Below are 16,113 nucleotides of genomic sequence, written 5' to 3'. Positions count from 1 at the left end.
GGACGGCCCCGTCCGTTACCGGCGAACACCGGCCGGTGCGCGGGCCGGATTCAGGACGCGTACGACGGCGGTTCCCACCCGGTTGCGTCCGCCCATGCGGCCATGAGGGGCCAGGCGACGTCCGTGAACCACGGCTCCTTCGCCTCCGCGTAGGAGCTGGTGGTTCCCGAATCGGCGTGCCGGGCGGCGAGGTCAGCCTTGTGCGCCGCGTACAGCCGGAGCGCGGAGGGATCGTTCCGCAGCCAGTCGCGGAACATCAACGCGAAGCGCCATCCGGCCGAACCGGCCGCCCGGACATGGACGTTGACGGCACGGCACGGGTCCGCGTTGGCGTGGAACCGCTTCAGCCAGGCTGCCGGGTCCGGAGCATTGGGCTTTGGAGTGTCGGATTCGACGTCGCGTACCGCCGGAAAGCCTGCTGCGGCCAGGAAAGGTGCGATGGTGGCCGCAACCGCGAGGTCAGGCACCGTCACCTGCAGGTCGATCACGTCCTTCGCGGGCAGGCCGGGAACAGCTGTGGAGCCAATGTGGTCCACGGCCAGGATGAGGTCGGGTGCTGCCGCCACCAGCCGGGCCGCTATCCTGGCCGCCTCCCGCGCCCACTCCGTCCGGTGCGGTTCCAGGACCGGACCGCCGTTCCGCGGTGCGCGTTTCCCCGCCCCCAGGTTGCGGGCGAAGGGAACCAGGCGCTCATCCCACAGCCGGTCCACCTGGCCCAGCAGGTGCTGCACGGTACCGGAGTTGTCCAGGACCGCGTCGGCCGCGGCCAGCCGGTCCTGTCGTGAGGCCTGGGCGTCCATCCGGGCACGCGCCGCTTCCGCGGTCATTCCCCGGTGCTCGAGCATGCGCTGCAGCCGCACGTCGTCCGGCGCATCCACCACCACCACCAAGTGGAAAGCGGACCCCTGGCCGGTCTCCACCAGGAGGGGAATGTCCTGGACCACCACGGCGTCAGCCGGGGCTGCTGCCGTGATGGCGCCGGCGCGGGCGCGCACCAGGGGATGGACGATGGCGTTCAAGGCGGCGAGGCGCTCAGGATTGCCGAACACCGCCGCCCCGAGACGCGCGCGGTCAAGCCGTCCGCCGTCGTCGAGCATTCCTTCGCCAAACTCCCCCACGATGCGTTCCAGGCCTTCGGTCCCGGGCTCCACCACCTCCCTGGCCAACGCATCCGCATCCACCAGCACGGCGCCGCGTTCCTGCAGCCGCGCGGCAACCACCGACTTCCCTGAGGCGATCCCGCCCGTCAACCCGATCTTCAGCACACCCCCACCCTACTGAACCGGCCGGGCCTCCTGAACGCGCCGGGCCACACCCCCATGGCGGCACTAGACTGGGCCGGATGCAAGAGCAAGAAAGCCGGGCCATCTCCTACACCACGCTGGCAGCGGGCGGGGACTTCCGGCATGAACTTGAGGTCAAGCGCTCCAGGTTCATCACGGTTCTCCGGAGGGCAGGCACGGAAGACGCGGCCCGCGACCTGGTGGCCGGCCTTCGCCGCGAATTCCACGACGCCCGCCACCACTGCTCCGCGTTCGTCATCGGGCCGGACCGTACCGTCCAGCGCTCCAGCGACGACGGCGAACCCGCCGGGACTGCCGGTGTCCCCATGCTCGAAGCCCTGCTGAAAAGGGAAACCGCGCCGGGGGTGACCGACCTCAGCGACGTCAGTGCCGTCGTCGTCCGCTATTTCGGCGGCGTCCTGCTCGGCGCGGGTGGCCTGGTCCGCGCGTATTCCGAATCAGTCTCCGCAGCCCTTGACCTGGCACCCCTTGTCCGGCGCAGCAGGCGGCGGATCTGTTCCACGGCGGTGCCGCACGCGGCAGCGGGGCGGCTTGAGAACGATCTGCGCGCCGCAGGCATGGTCATGGCGGACACCAGCTACCAGGACCGGCACACGGTGCTGCGGATTGCGGTGGCTGACAATGCTGACGCCATCGCCGCCGCGTCCGACCGCCTGCTGCAGCTGACGGCAGGGTCCGCCGGGCTCACTCCCGGCGGAACGGAATGGATTGATGAGCCCCTCGACTGATGTGACCCTGGCGGACGTCGACGAGGCCGTGGCGGACCGGCTGCTCCAATTGGCCAAGCGCGACGCCTCCCCCGATGAAGTGGCACCCCCGCTGGGAGCCCCCGGCTGGAACCTGGAGCGCACGGCCTGGTTCTACGGTTATCACCGCGCTGCAGCCGCAGGACTGGACGGACCTGCGGCGGAAAAGTCCTGGGCTGTCTTCAAGGGTCCCCACATCGCCGGCTCTATCAGGCTCAAGCGCGACCCCGCGGCTGAAATCCCCTCTGCGGAAACCGGCATCTGGCTTGGCCGGAGCTTCCGTTCCCGGGGGATCGGCGGTGCCGCCCTGGACCTCGTCCTGGCGGAGGCCCGCCGGGCGGGCCTGAAACGCGTCACCGCGCGTACCCTGTCCGGGAACCTTGGCGCCCAGCGGCTGCTCACGGCAGCAGGCGCGGCACTGACGCACGACGACGACGGGACGGTCCTCGCCGTCGTCGACCTTTAGCGCGGAGGCGGGGACCCGTCCAGACGGCGGTCAGGGCGTAAGGCGCCTATTGCTCCTAAAGCACAGCAGGCGCGTTAAAGCACAGTGGGCCCCGCTTTCGCGGGGGCCCACTGTGTCAGCCCGGGAAGTCCGGGCCGGCGGCAATTAGTTGCCGGTCAGCTTCTCACGCAGGGCAGCAAGTGCCTCGTCCGAAGCCAGGGTGCCGGCACCGGAATCGGTGGCAGCAGGCTCGGAGGAGTAGCTGGTTGCGCCCGAGTCGCTGTCGCCGGACGTTGCAGCTGCAGCGTCGTCGGCAGCGTGCTGGGCAACCTGCTTCTTGTGGGCTTCCCAACGGGTCTGGGCGTCAGCGTACTGCTGCTCCCAGGCTGCGCGCTGGTTCTCGTAGCCCTCGAGCCATTCGTTGGACTCGGGGTCGAAGCCCTCGGGGTACTTGTAGTTGCCCTCTTCGTCGTACTCTGCGGCCATGCCGTACAGAGCGGGATCGAATTCGGTGCTGTCGGCGTCGACGCCCTCGTTGGCCTGCTTGAGGGACAGCGAGATGCGGCGGCGCTCGAGGTCGATGTCGATGACCTTGACGAACAGTTCGTCACCAACGGAGACAACCTGCTCGGCCAGCTCAACGTGGCGCACGGCGAGCTCGGAGATGTGGACCAGGCCTTCGATGCCGTCTTCGACGCGGACGAACGCACCGAACGGAACCAGCTTGGTGACCTTACCCGGAACAACCTGGCCGAGGGCGTGGGTGCGGGCGAAGGTCTGCCACGGATCTTCCTGCGTAGCCTTGAGCGACAGGGAGACGCGCTCGCGGTCCAGGTCGACCTCGAGAACCTCGACGGTGACTTCCTGGCCAACTTCGACAACCTCGGACGGGTGGTCGATGTGCTTCCAGGAGAGCTCGGAAACGTGGACGAGGCCGTCTACGCCGCCCAGGTCCACGAAGGCACCAAAGTTGACGATGGAGGAAACGACGCCGGGACGGACCTGGCCCTTTTCCAGCTTGTTGAGGAACGTGGAGCGGACCTCGGACTGGGTCTGCTCGAGCCATGCACGGCGGGACAGCACAACGTTGTTGCGGTTCTTGTCCAGCTCGATGATCTTGGCTTCGATCTGCTGACCGATGTACGGAGCAAGGTCGCGCACACGGCGCATCTCGACGAGGGATGCGGGCAGGAAGCCGCGCAGGCCGATGTCGAGGATAAGACCACCCTTGACAACCTCGATGACGGTACCGGTGACGACACCGTCTTCTTCCTTGACCTTCTCGATGTCGCCCCAGGCACGCTCGTACTGAGCACGCTTCTTGGAGAGGATCAGACGGCCTTCTTTGTCTTCCTTGGTGAGCACCAGGGCTTCGACCTGATCACCAACGGAGACAACGTCCCCGGGATCAACGTCGTGCTTGATGGACAGCTCGCGGGAGGGGATGACACCTTCGGTCTTGTAACCGATGTCGAGCAGGACTTCATCGCGGTCGACCTTGACGACGGTACCCTCGACGAGATCTCCGTCGTTGAAGTACTTGATGGTGGCGTCGACAGCTGCGAGGAAGTCCTCAGCGGTACCGATGTCGTTAATCGCGACGACGGGGGTACCGGGCTTCTCGGTGGAGGTGATGGTCATGTAGTAGGGGCTCCGTTGTGGATAGTTAGTCGGTCAGGCAAACCGGCGCGCCCGCGTTATGGAACGCAGGCGCGATTCTCGGTGAATCCGATGGATTCCCCGGGTCATCCTGATTTGTGGATTGCTTTTCAATGCAGTCCTCAGAGGACCGCAAGCGCGTGCACGTGGTACACGCCCGTTTATTCTAGTCGCTGCCGGCAATCGGGGTCAAAGCGGCGGCGGAGAGGGAACGTGCAGCCGGCGCGCGGTATCAGAAGTGGGTCATGCAGTGCGTGGCCCGTTCCACAGCGAACATCTGCCGCGCCCTGAATGCGGCACCTTTGACGTGTTCGGAAATCTTCCCCGCTGCCGCCAGCGTCACCGGGCAGACGCCGCCGAGGTAGATCGAGGACAGCGCGGAGACATCCATGGCCAGGTCGGGCCGCTCCCCCGCGCCGGCACGTTCGACGGCGGCCTGGCCGCCGTCGACCTCCAGCACGAACGTTCCTGCCGTGAAGCCCAACGGGTCCCCCACCTCCAGGACGAGCCTTCCGTCCGAGGGGTAGTACCGGGCCGCCAGGGCCTCAGGGACGTCCAAAATCCGGAGCCAGAGCATGTCCCGGGGCTCGGAGGCTTCAACGCAGCGGGAGTCCTCGAGCGCCCATGGCAGCGGATCATCGACCATTGCTTCTTCCCACGTGACGCTCTCGACCAGGTCGATGGCGCCAAGGTACTGCCAGAGCTCCAGGTAGGCGTGGTCGGTGGCTGCCACCAGGTCCACCACTTCCATGGTGTACGGCCGGGCGTCCCAGCCTGCGAACTTGTAGGAGACGTAGCCATCGACCGCGCCGTCTGGTCCATAATGCAGCGCAACTTTGACCTTGGGGTCCTCGTCCTCGGCCCGGCTGATGGATCCGGACGCGAGCTGGCGGTAGAACTCGTGGCGCCCGATCGAACCGGGCGTGAGGCGGTGCAGCTGCTCAAAGACCTTCGGCGCCAGGTCGAGGAGGACCTTGGGATCGGCCACCTCCACCCGGCCCGTGGCGTGGTGGTTGAGGACGAAGCGGCGGCTGGTGTCGACCTTGATTGACTGCTCCCGGGTGGCCACCCCGAAACCGAACCTGCTGTAAATCGAGGCCTCCGACGCGGTCAATGCCGCCATCGCCAGCCCCTCCCGGCGGGCCAGGCCCAGCTCCTCTGCCATCATCCGGCGCAGCAGTCCCCTACGCCGGTGTGACGTCCGGACCGTCACGGCCGTGACCAACCGGGTGTCGAGCATCCGGCCGAAGCCGATGTTCATTGTCTTATTGAAGGTACCGAAGGTTGCCACCGGGACGTTGGCTCCCAGGGCGTGGTCGGCCACTGGCCCTGCCTGGTAGGCGCCGGTCATCACCCGCCCGTCGGCGCGCTGCATCCCGATGCCCCGGTCCACCCGTTCGTCGCTGCGGCGCGCATCATGGAACCCGAAGGCAACGGCCCGCATCCAGTCGACGGTCTGCGGGTAGGCAGGATCCTCTTTGGCAGCCGGCTCGAAGCGCCGGATTTCATAGTTTCCGCTCAGATCACCCATTTACCCGAGCCTAGTTATGAATCCGGCACCTGACCAGCACAAACATTCCTGCTGGTTGACGGGCCCGGCCCTAGTGTCCGGCGTCGTACCAGCTGGGCCCGACGCCGATCTGGACTTCCAGCGGCACGCTGAGGTCGGCGGCGGCACCCATCTGCTCGGTGACCAGCTTCTCAACGGCAGCGCGTTCGCCCGCGGCGACCTCGAGGACCAGTTCGTCGTGGACCTGGAGCAGCATCCGGGATTTCAGGCCCTGGGCCTGCAGTTCGGCGTGGACACCCAGCATGGCGCGCTTGATGATGTCCGCTGCGGAGCCCTGGATGGGGCTGTTGAGTGCGATGCGCTCGGCATTCTCGCGCAGCTGGCGGTCCGTGCTGGTGAGGTCCGGCAGGTAACGGCGGCGGCCCTCGATGGTGGCCGTGTAGCCATCCACCCGGGCCTGGTCCACCACTCCCCGGAGGTAGTCGCGAACGGCGCCGAAGCGGTCGAAGTAGTCCTTCATGAGGGTGCGGGCTTCATCGACGGAAATCTCGAGCTGCTTGGACAGGCCGAAGGACGTCAGGCCGTAGGCAAGACCGTAGGACATGGCCTTGACCTTGGATCGCATGGCGCTGGTGACCTGGTCCGTGGGGACGTGGAAGATGTTGGAGCCGACGAACCGGTGCAGGTCCTCGCCGTCCCTGTACGCCTGGATCAGGCCTTCGTCGCCGGAGAGGTGTGCCATGATGCGCATCTCGATCTGCGAGTAGTCCGCGGAGAGCAGGCACTCGTACCCGTCGCTCACCACGAAGATGCCGCGCACCCGCCGGCCCTCCTCGCTGCGGATGGGGATGTTCTGCAGGTTGGGGTTGTTGGACGAGATCCGGCCGGTGGCCGCGACGTTCTGGGCATAGGTGGTGTGGATCCGGCCGTCTTCCGCCACGGACTTCTTCAGCGACTCGATCATCTGCCGCAGCTTGGCGGCCTCCCGGTGCGCCATGAGCTGCACCAGGAACTCGTGCCCGGTCTTTTCCAGCAGGTTCTTCAGGGACGCGGCGTCGGTGGTGTAGCCGGACTTGATCTTCTTGGTCTTGGGGAGCTGCAGTTCGTCGAACAGGACGGCCTGCAGCTGCTTGGGCGAGCCCAGGTTGACCTCGTGGCCGATCGCGGCGAACGCCTGTTCCTGTGCCTGGTCGATGACCCGGGCAAGATCGGCAAGCTGGTCGTCCATCTTGTCCATGTCGATCGCAATGCCGGCGAGTTCCATGTCCGCCAGCACGCGGCTGACAGGCAGCTCAAGGGTGGACAGCAGTTCCTCGGCCCGGCGGTCCTTGAGTTCGTCCTCGAAGAAGCGGCTCAGGGCCAGCACCACGGCGCCGGCCTGGACCAGGGCGTCGGCGGCGGCGGTGTCATCGCCGTCGAAGGAGAGCTCAAGCTGCCCCGCCTTGGCCGTGGCGGCGGGTATGCCCACGTTGAGGTGGTGCTGGGCGAGTTCGGCGAGTTCGTAGGTGCGGCGGTCCGGCTGGATGAGGTAGCCGGAGATGGAAGTGTCATCCACCACGCCCTCCAGTTCCAGGCCGCGGGCCGTGAGCGCCTTGAGCGCGGCCTTGAAGCCGTGCATCACCTTGGGTGCTTCAGGATCGCGCAGCCACGCGGCCAGCACGTTCTCGGTTTCCGCGTCCTGGCCGGCGAGCTCCACATAGACCGCGGCGTCGCCGCGGACGATGGCCAGCGCGTCGGCGTCCTCACCGATCCGGCCGGGGACGAGGTCGACGGCGAGGGCGGACCGCTGCCCTGCGCCGGCAGCCAGGAAGGCGGCCAGCTCAGCGGCGTTGGCGGGGGTGCTGTAGTCCGGGGTTTCGATGCTTTCCCGTTCGGCGGCCGGGGTGTCGGCGTCTCCGTACAGGGCAAACAACCGGCCCCGGATGGCCTTGAACTCAAGCTGGTCGAAGAGGTCCTCGATGGCGGCCTGGTCCGGGCGCGGCTGGTAGAGGTCGTCCAGGGTGACGGGGAGGGCGAGGTCGGTGTGGAGCTGGTTCAGCCGGCGGTTGCGCTTGACGGCGTCAACGTTCTCCCGCAGGGCGTCGCCCACCTTGCCGCCGATGGAATCGAGGTGCTCCAGGACGCCTTCGAGGCCGCCGTAGAGGTTGATCCATTTGGCCGCCGTCTTGGGTCCGACGCCGGGCACGCCGGGAAGGTTGTCCGCCGTCTCCCCCACGAGTGCGGCGAGATCGGAGTAGCGGGACGGGCTGACGAAGTACTTTGCCTCGATGGCGGCGGCATCCATCCGCGGGATGTCGCTGACACCCTTGCGCGGATACAGCACGAACACGTTGTCCGTGATGAGCTGGAAGGCGTCCCGGTCGCCGGAGACGAGCAAAACCTCGAAGCCTGCCTTCTCACCCATCGCGGCGAGGGTGGCAAGGATGTCATCGGCCTCGTAGCCGGGCATCTTGATGGTCTTGATGCCCCAGGCCTCCATGACCTGGCCGATGAGGTCGATCTGGCCGCTCATCTCCCGCGGGGTTTCGTTCCGGCCGCCCTTGTACTCGCTGTACTCGGTCTTGCGGTGGGTGGATTCATCGGAGACGTCGAACGCCACGGCGATGTGGGTGGGCTGCTGCTCCTTGATGAGGTTGATCAGCATGGAGGTGAAGCCGTGGATGGCGTTGGTGTGCTGGCCGTTCGAGGTGGAGAACTTGTCCGCCGGCAGGGCGAAGAAGGCCCGGAATGCCATCGAGTGGCCGTCGAGGACCAGCAGCCGGGGCTGGCCGGTGATGGGAATGACCGGAGCTTCGGTAGCTGAAACAGACCCACCGGCGGCGGGGGCAGCGGCCTTTGCAGCAGGCCTGCGGACGGGGGACGAAGGCTGCACGGCAGCACCCTCGTCGATGGCCTGGGACGGAAAAGGGGCCGGTTTGGTTGTTTCACTCACAGGTGCCAGCCTAGTTGCCATGACAGACAATTTCACGCCGGGCGCTTTCGCCGAAGAGCTGACAGCCGCCGGGATTCCCGACCATATGCATGACTGGCTGGGCGCTTTCGGTGTCGGCGCCCTGGTGGTCAAGATGGGAATCCATTTCCTGGAAATGAGCCCGGAACGCACTGTCGCCACGATGCCGGTTGAGGGCAACACCCAGGTTGCGGGGATCCTGCATGGCGGCGCGCACGTGGTGCTGGCGGAAACCCTTGGCTCCTTCGCCGCAGGCATGCATGCAGGACCGGGACGCCACGCCGTCGGCATTGAGGTCAACGCCACGCATCACCGGTCCATCGCCGAAGGCCTGGTGACGGGTACCTGCACGGCGATCCACCTGGGCAGGACCCTGGCCACCCACGAGATCGTCATGACGGACTCCCGGGGCCGGCGCCTGTCAACCGCCCGGATCACCAACATGCTCCGCGACAACGCCGGCTGAGGCAGCGGATCAGGACTGCGGGTCCGCCCCGGGGCGCAGCAGCAGGTAGCGCAGTTCGACGATGCCCCGGCCCAGCGTGCGGGAAGCAGCCAGCTCGAGCGGCGGGGTGGGGCCCTTCATCGGCAGCAGCCGTTTCCCCTCACCCAGCACCACGGGGATGACGGAGAGGATGATCTCGTCCAAAAGGGCTTCATCGGCGAACTGGGCCGCAAGGTTGCCGCCGCCCACCACCCAGATGTTCAGGCCTCCCGCTGCCTGCCGGAAGTCTGCGATGAACTCCCGCACGTCGCCGCGGACAAACGTGATGTCCGCCCCGTCCGGCGCCCGGTGTTCGTGGTGCGTGAAGACGTAGCAGGGCGTGCCGGAATACGGCCACGCGCCGGGCTCATGCTCCATCAGCCAGGCGTAGGTTTCCCCGCCCATGACGATGCAGCCCACCGCGGCCATGAAGTCGTTGTAGCTGTCAGCTCCGCCCTCAAAGCCGTCGAACTGGAGCAGCCAGCCAAGGTCGTCCGTGGACGTGGCAATGAAACCGTCAAGGGACGCTGCCACAAAGTACTGGATGCGCTGCATGGCCCCAGCCTAGCCTTTGGATGCGGCTACTTGGAGAAGTACGGGATGATCAGGTACAGCCCGAAGAGGACGGCCACGACGCAGAGCCCAAAGCATACGTAGGCAAAAGAGCGCTTGACCCCGGGGGACGTCTGCTCGGCGTCAGCGGCAATGGCGGTGAACCGGACCCCGAGCGAGTAGAGGGTCACCACGATTGCCGCGGATACGAGGGTGGTGCCTGCAACGGTCAGGAGTTCCAACCATTTCATCGCTGATTCTCCTTGGAATTCCTGGCTTTGGCGTCGGCCTGCGCTTTGGCTTTTGCTTCGGCCCGGGCACGGGCCATGGCCTTCTTCTTGGCGAACCGGACAGCCTGTCCGGCTTCCTCGACCTCGACGGCGTTCTGGTGGCTGACGGAGGACTTGCGTGAGTAGAAGAACATGAACAGTACTGCCCCGGTGCCGGCGATGGCCGCGATGAGGACACCCACGACGCCGGTCTTCACCAGCAGGGCGGTCAGGGCGCCGACGATGCCGGCGGCCGGAAGAGTGAAGAGCCATCCCAGCGCGATTTTGCCCACCATGTTCCAGCGGACGGTGGTGCCGCGCCGTCCCATTCCGGAACCGATGACGGATCCCGAAGCCACCTGGGTGGTGGAGAGGGCAAAGCCAAGGTGCGAGGAAGCAAGAATGGCGGAGGCGGTACTGGTCTCAGCCGCGAAACCCTGCGCCGGCTTGACCTCGGTCAGGCCCGAACCCATGGTGCGGATGATGCGCCATCCGCCGGCGTAGGTTCCGACTGCGATGGCCAGGGCGCAGGCGGTGATCACCCAGAGCTGGGGACCGGAGCCGGGCGTCTGGCTGCCGGCAGCGATCAGGACCAGCGTGATGATGCCCATGGTCTTCTGCGCGTCGTTGGTTCCGTGGGCCAGGGCCACCAGGCTGGACGTGAAGATCTGGCCGGTACGGAAGCCACCGCGCTTCTGGGTGAGCTTGGTGCCGGTCTCAGGATCGTGGCGTGCCGTGAGGGCATAGGCCAGCCGGGTACAGACGTAGGCGGCGAGGCCGGCAATCACGGGGGCGAAGACCGCCGGAAGAATGACTTTCTGGAGCAGGCTCTCGAAATTGACGGAGCTGAATCCTGCCCCGACCACCGCGGCACCGATCAGGCCGCCAAAGAGGGCGTGGGAGGAGCTGGACGGCAGGCCCTTCAACCACGTGATCATGTTCCACAGAACCGCTCCCATCAAACCGGCAAAGATGATCTCCGGCGTGATTTGTACTCCGCCGGAGCCTTCGCGGATGATGCCGCCGGACACTGTCTTGGCCACCTCGGTGGACAGGAAGGCGCCCACCAGGTTCAGGACGGCCGCCAGGGCCACCGCCGTCTTGGGCTTGATGGCACCGGTTGCGATGGGCGTTGCCATGGCGTTCGCGGTGTCATGGAAGCCGTTCGTGAAGTCGAAAAATAGTGCCAGTCCAATGACCAGCGCCACCATGAAGGTGATATCCACCTGTTGCCCAATCTGCAGAGTCGACGTTCAGCAGTTTCTCCTACCAGGCTGCCTTGGACAGCATAGTTCACCAGCTGTTTGCGTGGAATGACTTGCGGCGCTGGCACAACCGGCGGGAAACCTTATCGATCGTACGCGTCCCCGGCATGAGGTCAAAACACGGGCTGCGCCAGGAAAGAGTGGATCCGGTCCAGTTCGGCGGGCGTGATTCCGCGCCGGGGATGGGGCGAGACGGTAAGGATCCGCCTGCCCAGGAACCGTGCCCAGCGCTGCGCTTCTGCCTCGAACGCCAACTGGTCATCCACCCAGGCGACGGCTTCGGGCCCGGTGCTTTCGACGTCATCCTGGATGGCCCTTAGTTTCCACCAGCCGGTCCCACCGGCCGCCCCGTCCGCGCTCAGGTACGGCCAGCGGCTGCCCTTCAGCCCGACGGCGGGACACAGGTATTGGGGCGCCAGTTCCTCCCAGCTGGTGAGCCAGACACAACGCAGCCCGGGGGTCAGGGCCAGGGTGTTCAGCCCCGCAACGAGTTCAGCTGCGAACGTGACGGGCAACAGCCCGGCGTCGGCCTGCTGCCAGGGGGAACCCCAGTCGGTGGTTCCCTGGGGGCCGAAGGGGCAGACCACGCCGTCGACGTCCAGGTAAAGCGTGCAGCCCACGCCGCAACCCCGCGGCAGCTTCAGCCCTGGTGGAACTGTGCCGGGCGGGGGCCCGCATCCAGTTCCGGGGCGTCCAGCTCACGCCGGGCCCGTTTGTAGGCTGTTCGTTCTCCCGCGCGCCGCCAGCCGCCTGCCCACTGGCCGGCGAACGCCATCAGCGGAAACATCCACCATTTGTCGGACAGGAACTCCATGAAGGACCTCACCCGTTAATCCTCGCAGTCGCGGGCCCCTCCCTCAAGGAGTGGGCCCGGCCTTGACGGACGGGGACCGGCGCGGGAAAGCAAGTGACGGCCCGGCGGGCCGTCAGGCGGCCGTCCGGCCAGCCCGCCCGGGGGTCAGGGTGCCGCCGTCGGCTGCGCTGCGTTGACGTTGACCAGCCAGGCGACGCCGAACCGGTCCGTGCACATGCCAAAAACGTCACCCCACGGCGCCTTCTCCATGGGGACGGTCACCGCTCCCCCGTCGCCGCTCAGCTTCTCGTAGTAGCCGCGGAGCTCCACCTCGTTATCGCCGCTGAGCGAGATGGAAATGGAGGACCCCGGGTGGTACTCCATGCTGTTCGGGGTGTCAGCGCCCATGAGCACCAGGCCCTGGGTGGTGGTCAGCATGCCGTGCATGATCTTTTGCGCTTCCGTGGGGTCCTCGCTGGCCTGGAAGTCGGCGAACGTGCTGAGCGTGAGTTCGCCGCCGAAGACGGACTGGTAGAAGTTCATGGCATCGCGGGCGTTGTCACGGAAGCTGATGTAGGGGTTGAGGATTGTGGGCATGGCAGGATCTCCTTCACAGGGGCCGGGACTGCTTCGGCCGGGACTCGGCCACTCAACATCCTGCCCCATCCGGAGGCGGGCGGGTAGGGGAAGACTCCCCTGTTCACCCCTCGTTTCAGGGTACGAAACGGTAGCCTGCCCCGGCTTCGGTCAGCAGGTGCCGCGGGTTGCCGGGGTCCTCTTCCAGCTTCCTTCTCAACTGGGCCATGTAGACGCGGAGGTAGTTGACCTCCTTCCGGTAGGACGGCCCCCAGACCTCGGACAGCAACTGCTGCTGCGAGATCAGACGCGACGGGTTCCGGACCAGGATTTCGAGGATGTTCCACTCCGTGGGGGTGAGCCTTACCGGCTGCCCGGCACGCAGGACCTGCCGGGCCACAAGGTCAACGGTGAACCCGGCAGAGCTGACCACGGGGCGGGATTCGGGCTCTGGCACCCTGCGCAGCAGGGCACGCAGCCGTGCCAGCAGTTCATCAAGCCCGAACGGTTTGGTGATGTAGTCGTCGGCGCCGGCGTCCAGCGCGCCCACCTTGTCCGGGGACCCGTGGCGGGCGGACAGGACCAGCACCGGCGCCGCGCTCCAGCGGCGGAGGTTCCGCAGGACTTCGGTCCCGTCCATGTCCGGCAACCCGAGGTCGAGGACCAGCAGATCCGGTGCCTGGCGCGAGGCCGCGGCGAGGGCGGAGGCGCCGTCCACGGCCGTGTCCACGGCGTAGCCGTGCGCTGCGAGCGTGATCCGAAGGGCCTTGAGGAGGTGCGGATCGTCGTCGATGACCAGTACCCGCGCTGCCGGGGGCAGGTTTCCGGTTTTGGTGCCGGCGTGGTTGGCGGTCATGGCTGGCCCGCCGCGGTGGTGGGCTCGCCGCCGCCGGGGTACCCGGCCGCCGGGATACCGGCCGGGATGCCGGTGGAGAGGGGCAGCCGGATCACCATGGTCAGGCCGCCACCTGGGGTTTCGGCAGCTGTAAGCGTGCCCCGCATGGACTGGATGAAGCCCTGTGCCACTGACAGGCCCAGCCCTATCCCGCTGGACTGCGACCGGTCGTCGAGCCGCTGGAAAGGCCGGAACATGTCCACCACCTTGCCGGCAGGGACCCCGGGGCCATGGTCGATGATCTGCAGTTCGCCGCAGGGATGGCCGTCCAGGACGCTGCCGTCCGGACCGCCCGCCACCACCACACGGCTTCCGGCCGCGTATTTCAGCGCATTCTCCAGGATGTTGGCGACCACCCGCTCCAGCAGGCCGGGATCGGCGTCCACGGGCGGCATGTTCGCAGGCAGCGCCACCGTCACCGCCCCTGCCGGCAGCCCGCGCAGGGCCGCATCCACCACCTCGGTCCAGCGGACCGGACCCAGCAATGGTTCCACCGACTGGGCGGTGATGCGTGACATGTCCAGGAGGTTGCCCACCAGCAGGTCCAGCCGGTCGGTGCAGGCGTCAATGGTTTCCAGCAGGTCCTGCTGCTCTGCGCGGGTGTAGGAGACGCCGTTCTGCAGCAGTCCCCCGGCGGCCAGCTTGATGCCGGCCAGGGGTGTCCGAAGGTCGTGGGAGACGGCCCGGAGAATCGCGGTCCGCATGATATTGCCCTCGGCGAGTCGGAGGATCTCATTCCTGGTTGCGGCCAGCTGCCGGCGTTCGAGCTGCGCTTTGACGTGCACGGCGAAGGCTGCCAGGAGCCGCCGCCCGGACGGCGGAACCGCCCGGCCCGCCAGCACCAGGAACGTTTCCCCGTCCACCGGTTCAACCGTGGTTCCTGGCCCACCCGGCATCACCGGCCAGCCGGTCGCATCCCCCGCCGCGGCGATCACCTGCCATGCGCCGGGCCCAGGGCCCGCCCCGCCACCGTCGCCCAACCCGCCGTCAGCCAACCCGCCGTCGTCGACCATCACACCGTCCACCATCACGCCCTCCGCCTCTGCCCCGGACGGGGCCCGGCGGGTGACGACGGCGGCACCGTCGGCACCGAAGACGCTGACTGCTTCCGCGAGCAGCCCTTTGAGGTTGTCCTCCTCGCGGGATGCGGCCAGGGCCAGGTCGGCCAGCGTGGCTGCCTCGGCCCGCGCCGTTGACGCCTCCTTGGACCGCCGGGCGGAGCGGTCCACCACCCCTGCCACCGCTACGGCCACGCCGGCAAATACAGCCAGGGACAGGACATCCTGCGGGTCACGGATGGCAAGGTCATACAGCGGCGGGGTGGAGAAATAGTTCACCAGCAGGCTGCTCCACAGCGCACCGGCAACCGCCGGCCACAAGCCGCCAACCAGGGCTACGGCCACCGCGCCGGCCAGTTGGAGCAGTGCCGCCGTGGCAACGCTGTGGTCAAAGACTGCGAGCAGCAACTGCAGGCCTGCGGGCAGGACGGCGGCGAGCGCGAAACCGGCAATGACCCTGCGCCGTCCCAGCCCGGTGCGGCGCTTGCGGCTCCTGGCCGCCACGGGCCGGGGCACCACCTGGACGTCGATGTCCCCTGCCCCGCGCACAACCTTGGCTTCCACGCTTCCACCGGACAGGACGGTGAACCTGCGACGGCTCTGCCCGACAAGGATGTGCGTGGCGCGCGAAGCCCGGGCGTAGTCCAGGAGGGCCGCGGACACGTCGCCGGCGGTCAGCGCGTGGTAGCTCCCGCCCAGCTCCGCCACCTGCCGCCGCTGGGACTCGAGTGCGTGGGGCGATTCGCTCCCGGCACCGGAAGGGGTCCGGACATGGATGGCCAGGATCTCGCCCCCGCCGGCCCGCTCAAGGAGCTTGGCGGCCCGGTGCACCAGGAGGTCTCCGTCGTCGCTGCCGTTGAGGCCGATGACGATGCGTTCCCTAGCCATGACGCATATTCTCCCACCAACGCGCACCACCCAACGCCAGCCGCCGCCGTAGGAACATGGTGCGGTGCGGCCCCCGGGAACGTAGGCTCGGGGGATGGCCAGATTCTTTGACGTTCATCCCCACGACCCCCAGCCACGCGCCATCGCGCAGGCAGTGAAGATCATCCGCGACGGCGGCCTGATCGCCTACCCCACGGACTCCTGCTACGCGCTGGGGGCACAGATGGGAAACCGGGAGGCCCTGGACCGGATCAGGAGCATCCGGCACCTGGATGACAAGCACCACTTCACGCTGGTTTGCCGGGATTTCGCGCAGTTGGGACAGTTCGTGAACATCGGCAACGACGTTTTCCGGAGCATCAAGGCCGTCACGCCGGGCAGCTACACCTTCATCCTGCCCGCCACCAAGGAGGTTCCCAAGCGGCTGCTCCACCCCAAGAAGAAGACGGTGGGCGTGCGCATCCCGGACAACCGTGTGGTCCAGGCGCTGCTCGCCGAACTGGGCGAGCCGCTGCTGTCCAGCACCCTGCTGCTGCCGGACGAGGAGGAACCGCTGACCGTGGGCTGGGAGATCAAGGAACGCCTGGACCACCAGGTGGATGCCGTGATCGACGCCGGCGACTGCGGCGCCGAGCCCACCACCGTTGTCGACTTCTCCAGCGGGGTGGCCGAGGTGGTGCGCCGCGGAATGGGCGATCCGTCCCGCTTCGAGTGACCAC

At 67.3% G+C, this 16,113-nt stretch carries 16 protein-coding genes; 4 read left to right on the top strand and 12 right to left on the bottom strand.

What is annotated here, in order from left to right; genetic code table 11:
- Window positions 1–50: 50 nt before the first annotated feature.
- A complete protein-coding gene (gene coaE / locus VIK36_RS10785; RefSeq protein WP_324645192.1) occupies window positions 51–1,265 on the bottom strand; it encodes a dephospho-CoA kinase in 1,215 nt (404 codons plus the stop codon).
- 77 nt (window positions 1,266–1,342) lie between these two features.
- On the opposite strand from coaE, the gene VIK36_RS10780 reads away from it, so the two are divergent.
- On the top strand, window positions 1,343–2,032 hold the full coding sequence (locus VIK36_RS10780; protein ID WP_324645191.1) for an IMPACT family protein: 690 nt from the start codon (window positions 1,343–1,345) through the stop codon (window positions 2,030–2,032).
- Entirely contained in the window at window positions 2,016–2,516 is a 501-nt protein-coding gene (locus tag VIK36_RS10775) for a GNAT family N-acetyltransferase (protein ID WP_324645190.1), read from the top strand. Before VIK36_RS10780 ends, VIK36_RS10775 begins: the two co-directional genes overlap by 17 nt.
- Before the next feature lie 144 nt (window positions 2,517–2,660).
- Here VIK36_RS10775 and rpsA read toward each other — a convergent pair whose 3' ends face one another.
- From rpsA to polA, 3 genes are all read right to left on the bottom strand, one after another.
- Window positions 2,661–4,136, bottom strand: coding sequence for a 30S ribosomal protein S1 (gene rpsA / locus VIK36_RS10770; protein ID WP_255175508.1), 1,476 nt, complete (start codon window positions 4,134–4,136; stop codon window positions 2,661–2,663).
- Between the two features lie 250 nt (window positions 4,137–4,386).
- Window positions 4,387–5,685: a GNAT family N-acetyltransferase gene (locus VIK36_RS10765; RefSeq protein WP_324645188.1), complete on the bottom strand. Its 1,299-nt coding sequence runs from the start codon at window positions 5,683–5,685 to the stop codon at window positions 4,387–4,389.
- Between the two features lie 70 nt (window positions 5,686–5,755).
- Window positions 5,756–8,398: a DNA polymerase I gene (polA, locus tag VIK36_RS10760; RefSeq protein WP_420716274.1), complete on the bottom strand. Its 2,643-nt coding sequence runs from the start codon at window positions 8,396–8,398 to the stop codon at window positions 5,756–5,758.
- Window positions 8,399–8,615: 217 nt separating this feature from the next.
- Between polA and VIK36_RS10755 the strand changes: the two genes are divergently transcribed.
- The gene (locus VIK36_RS10755) at window positions 8,616–9,080 is read left to right on the top strand and encodes a hotdog fold thioesterase (protein WP_255175506.1); all 465 of its coding nucleotides are present in this window, start codon (window positions 8,616–8,618) and stop codon (window positions 9,078–9,080) included.
- Between the two features lie 9 nt (window positions 9,081–9,089).
- On the opposite strand, the gene VIK36_RS10750 is transcribed toward VIK36_RS10755, so the two are convergent.
- The 8 genes from VIK36_RS10750 to VIK36_RS10715 all read right to left on the bottom strand — a co-directional run bounded on the left by VIK36_RS10750 (window position 9,090) and on the right by VIK36_RS10715 (window position 15,394).
- The gene (locus VIK36_RS10750; RefSeq protein ID WP_255175505.1) at window positions 9,090–9,653 is read right to left on the bottom strand and encodes a dihydrofolate reductase family protein; all 564 of its coding nucleotides are present in this window, start codon (window positions 9,651–9,653) and stop codon (window positions 9,090–9,092) included.
- Window positions 9,654–9,679: 26 nt separating this feature from the next.
- Window positions 9,680–9,901: a hypothetical protein gene (locus VIK36_RS10745; protein ID WP_255175504.1), complete on the bottom strand. Its 222-nt coding sequence runs from the start codon at window positions 9,899–9,901 to the stop codon at window positions 9,680–9,682.
- On the bottom strand, window positions 9,898–11,145 hold the full coding sequence (locus VIK36_RS10740) for an inorganic phosphate transporter (RefSeq protein ID WP_303695341.1): 1,248 nt from the start codon (window positions 11,143–11,145) through the stop codon (window positions 9,898–9,900). The genes VIK36_RS10745 and VIK36_RS10740 overlap by 4 nt, the downstream gene beginning before the upstream one ends.
- A 152-nt stretch (window positions 11,146–11,297) precedes the next feature.
- The gene (locus tag VIK36_RS10735) at window positions 11,298–11,804 is read right to left on the bottom strand and encodes an HAD domain-containing protein (RefSeq protein WP_324645184.1); all 507 of its coding nucleotides are present in this window, start codon (window positions 11,802–11,804) and stop codon (window positions 11,298–11,300) included.
- 20 nt (window positions 11,805–11,824) lie between these two features.
- On the bottom strand, window positions 11,825–12,010 hold the full coding sequence (locus tag VIK36_RS10730; RefSeq protein WP_275180056.1) for a hypothetical protein: 186 nt from the start codon (window positions 12,008–12,010) through the stop codon (window positions 11,825–11,827).
- Between the two features lie 132 nt (window positions 12,011–12,142).
- Complete coding sequence (locus VIK36_RS10725; protein ID WP_159632087.1) at window positions 12,143–12,574, bottom strand: VOC family protein; 432 nt, start codon at window positions 12,572–12,574, stop codon at window positions 12,143–12,145.
- Between the two features lie 115 nt (window positions 12,575–12,689).
- Complete coding sequence (locus VIK36_RS10720) at window positions 12,690–13,409, bottom strand: response regulator (protein WP_159632088.1); 720 nt, start codon at window positions 13,407–13,409, stop codon at window positions 12,690–12,692.
- Entirely contained in the window at window positions 13,406–15,394 is a 1,989-nt protein-coding gene (locus VIK36_RS10715) for a DUF4118 domain-containing protein (RefSeq protein WP_324645182.1), read from the bottom strand. The genes VIK36_RS10720 and VIK36_RS10715 overlap by 4 nt, the downstream gene beginning before the upstream one ends.
- Window positions 15,395–15,488: 94 nt before the next feature.
- Here VIK36_RS10715 and VIK36_RS10710 point away from each other — a divergent pair, with 94 nt between their 5' ends.
- Complete coding sequence (locus tag VIK36_RS10710; RefSeq protein WP_141160539.1) at window positions 15,489–16,109, top strand: L-threonylcarbamoyladenylate synthase; 621 nt, start codon at window positions 15,489–15,491, stop codon at window positions 16,107–16,109.
- The last annotated feature ends 4 nt before the right edge of the window (window positions 16,110–16,113 follow it).

The sequence above is a fragment of the Pseudarthrobacter sp. LT1 genome, from assembly GCF_035621795.1.
In the GTDB taxonomy this organism is placed as follows: Bacteria; Actinomycetota; Actinomycetes; order Actinomycetales; family Micrococcaceae; genus Arthrobacter.
Note: the sequence above shows the minus strand (reverse complement) of the source record. Positions and strands in the feature narration are given on the sequence as shown.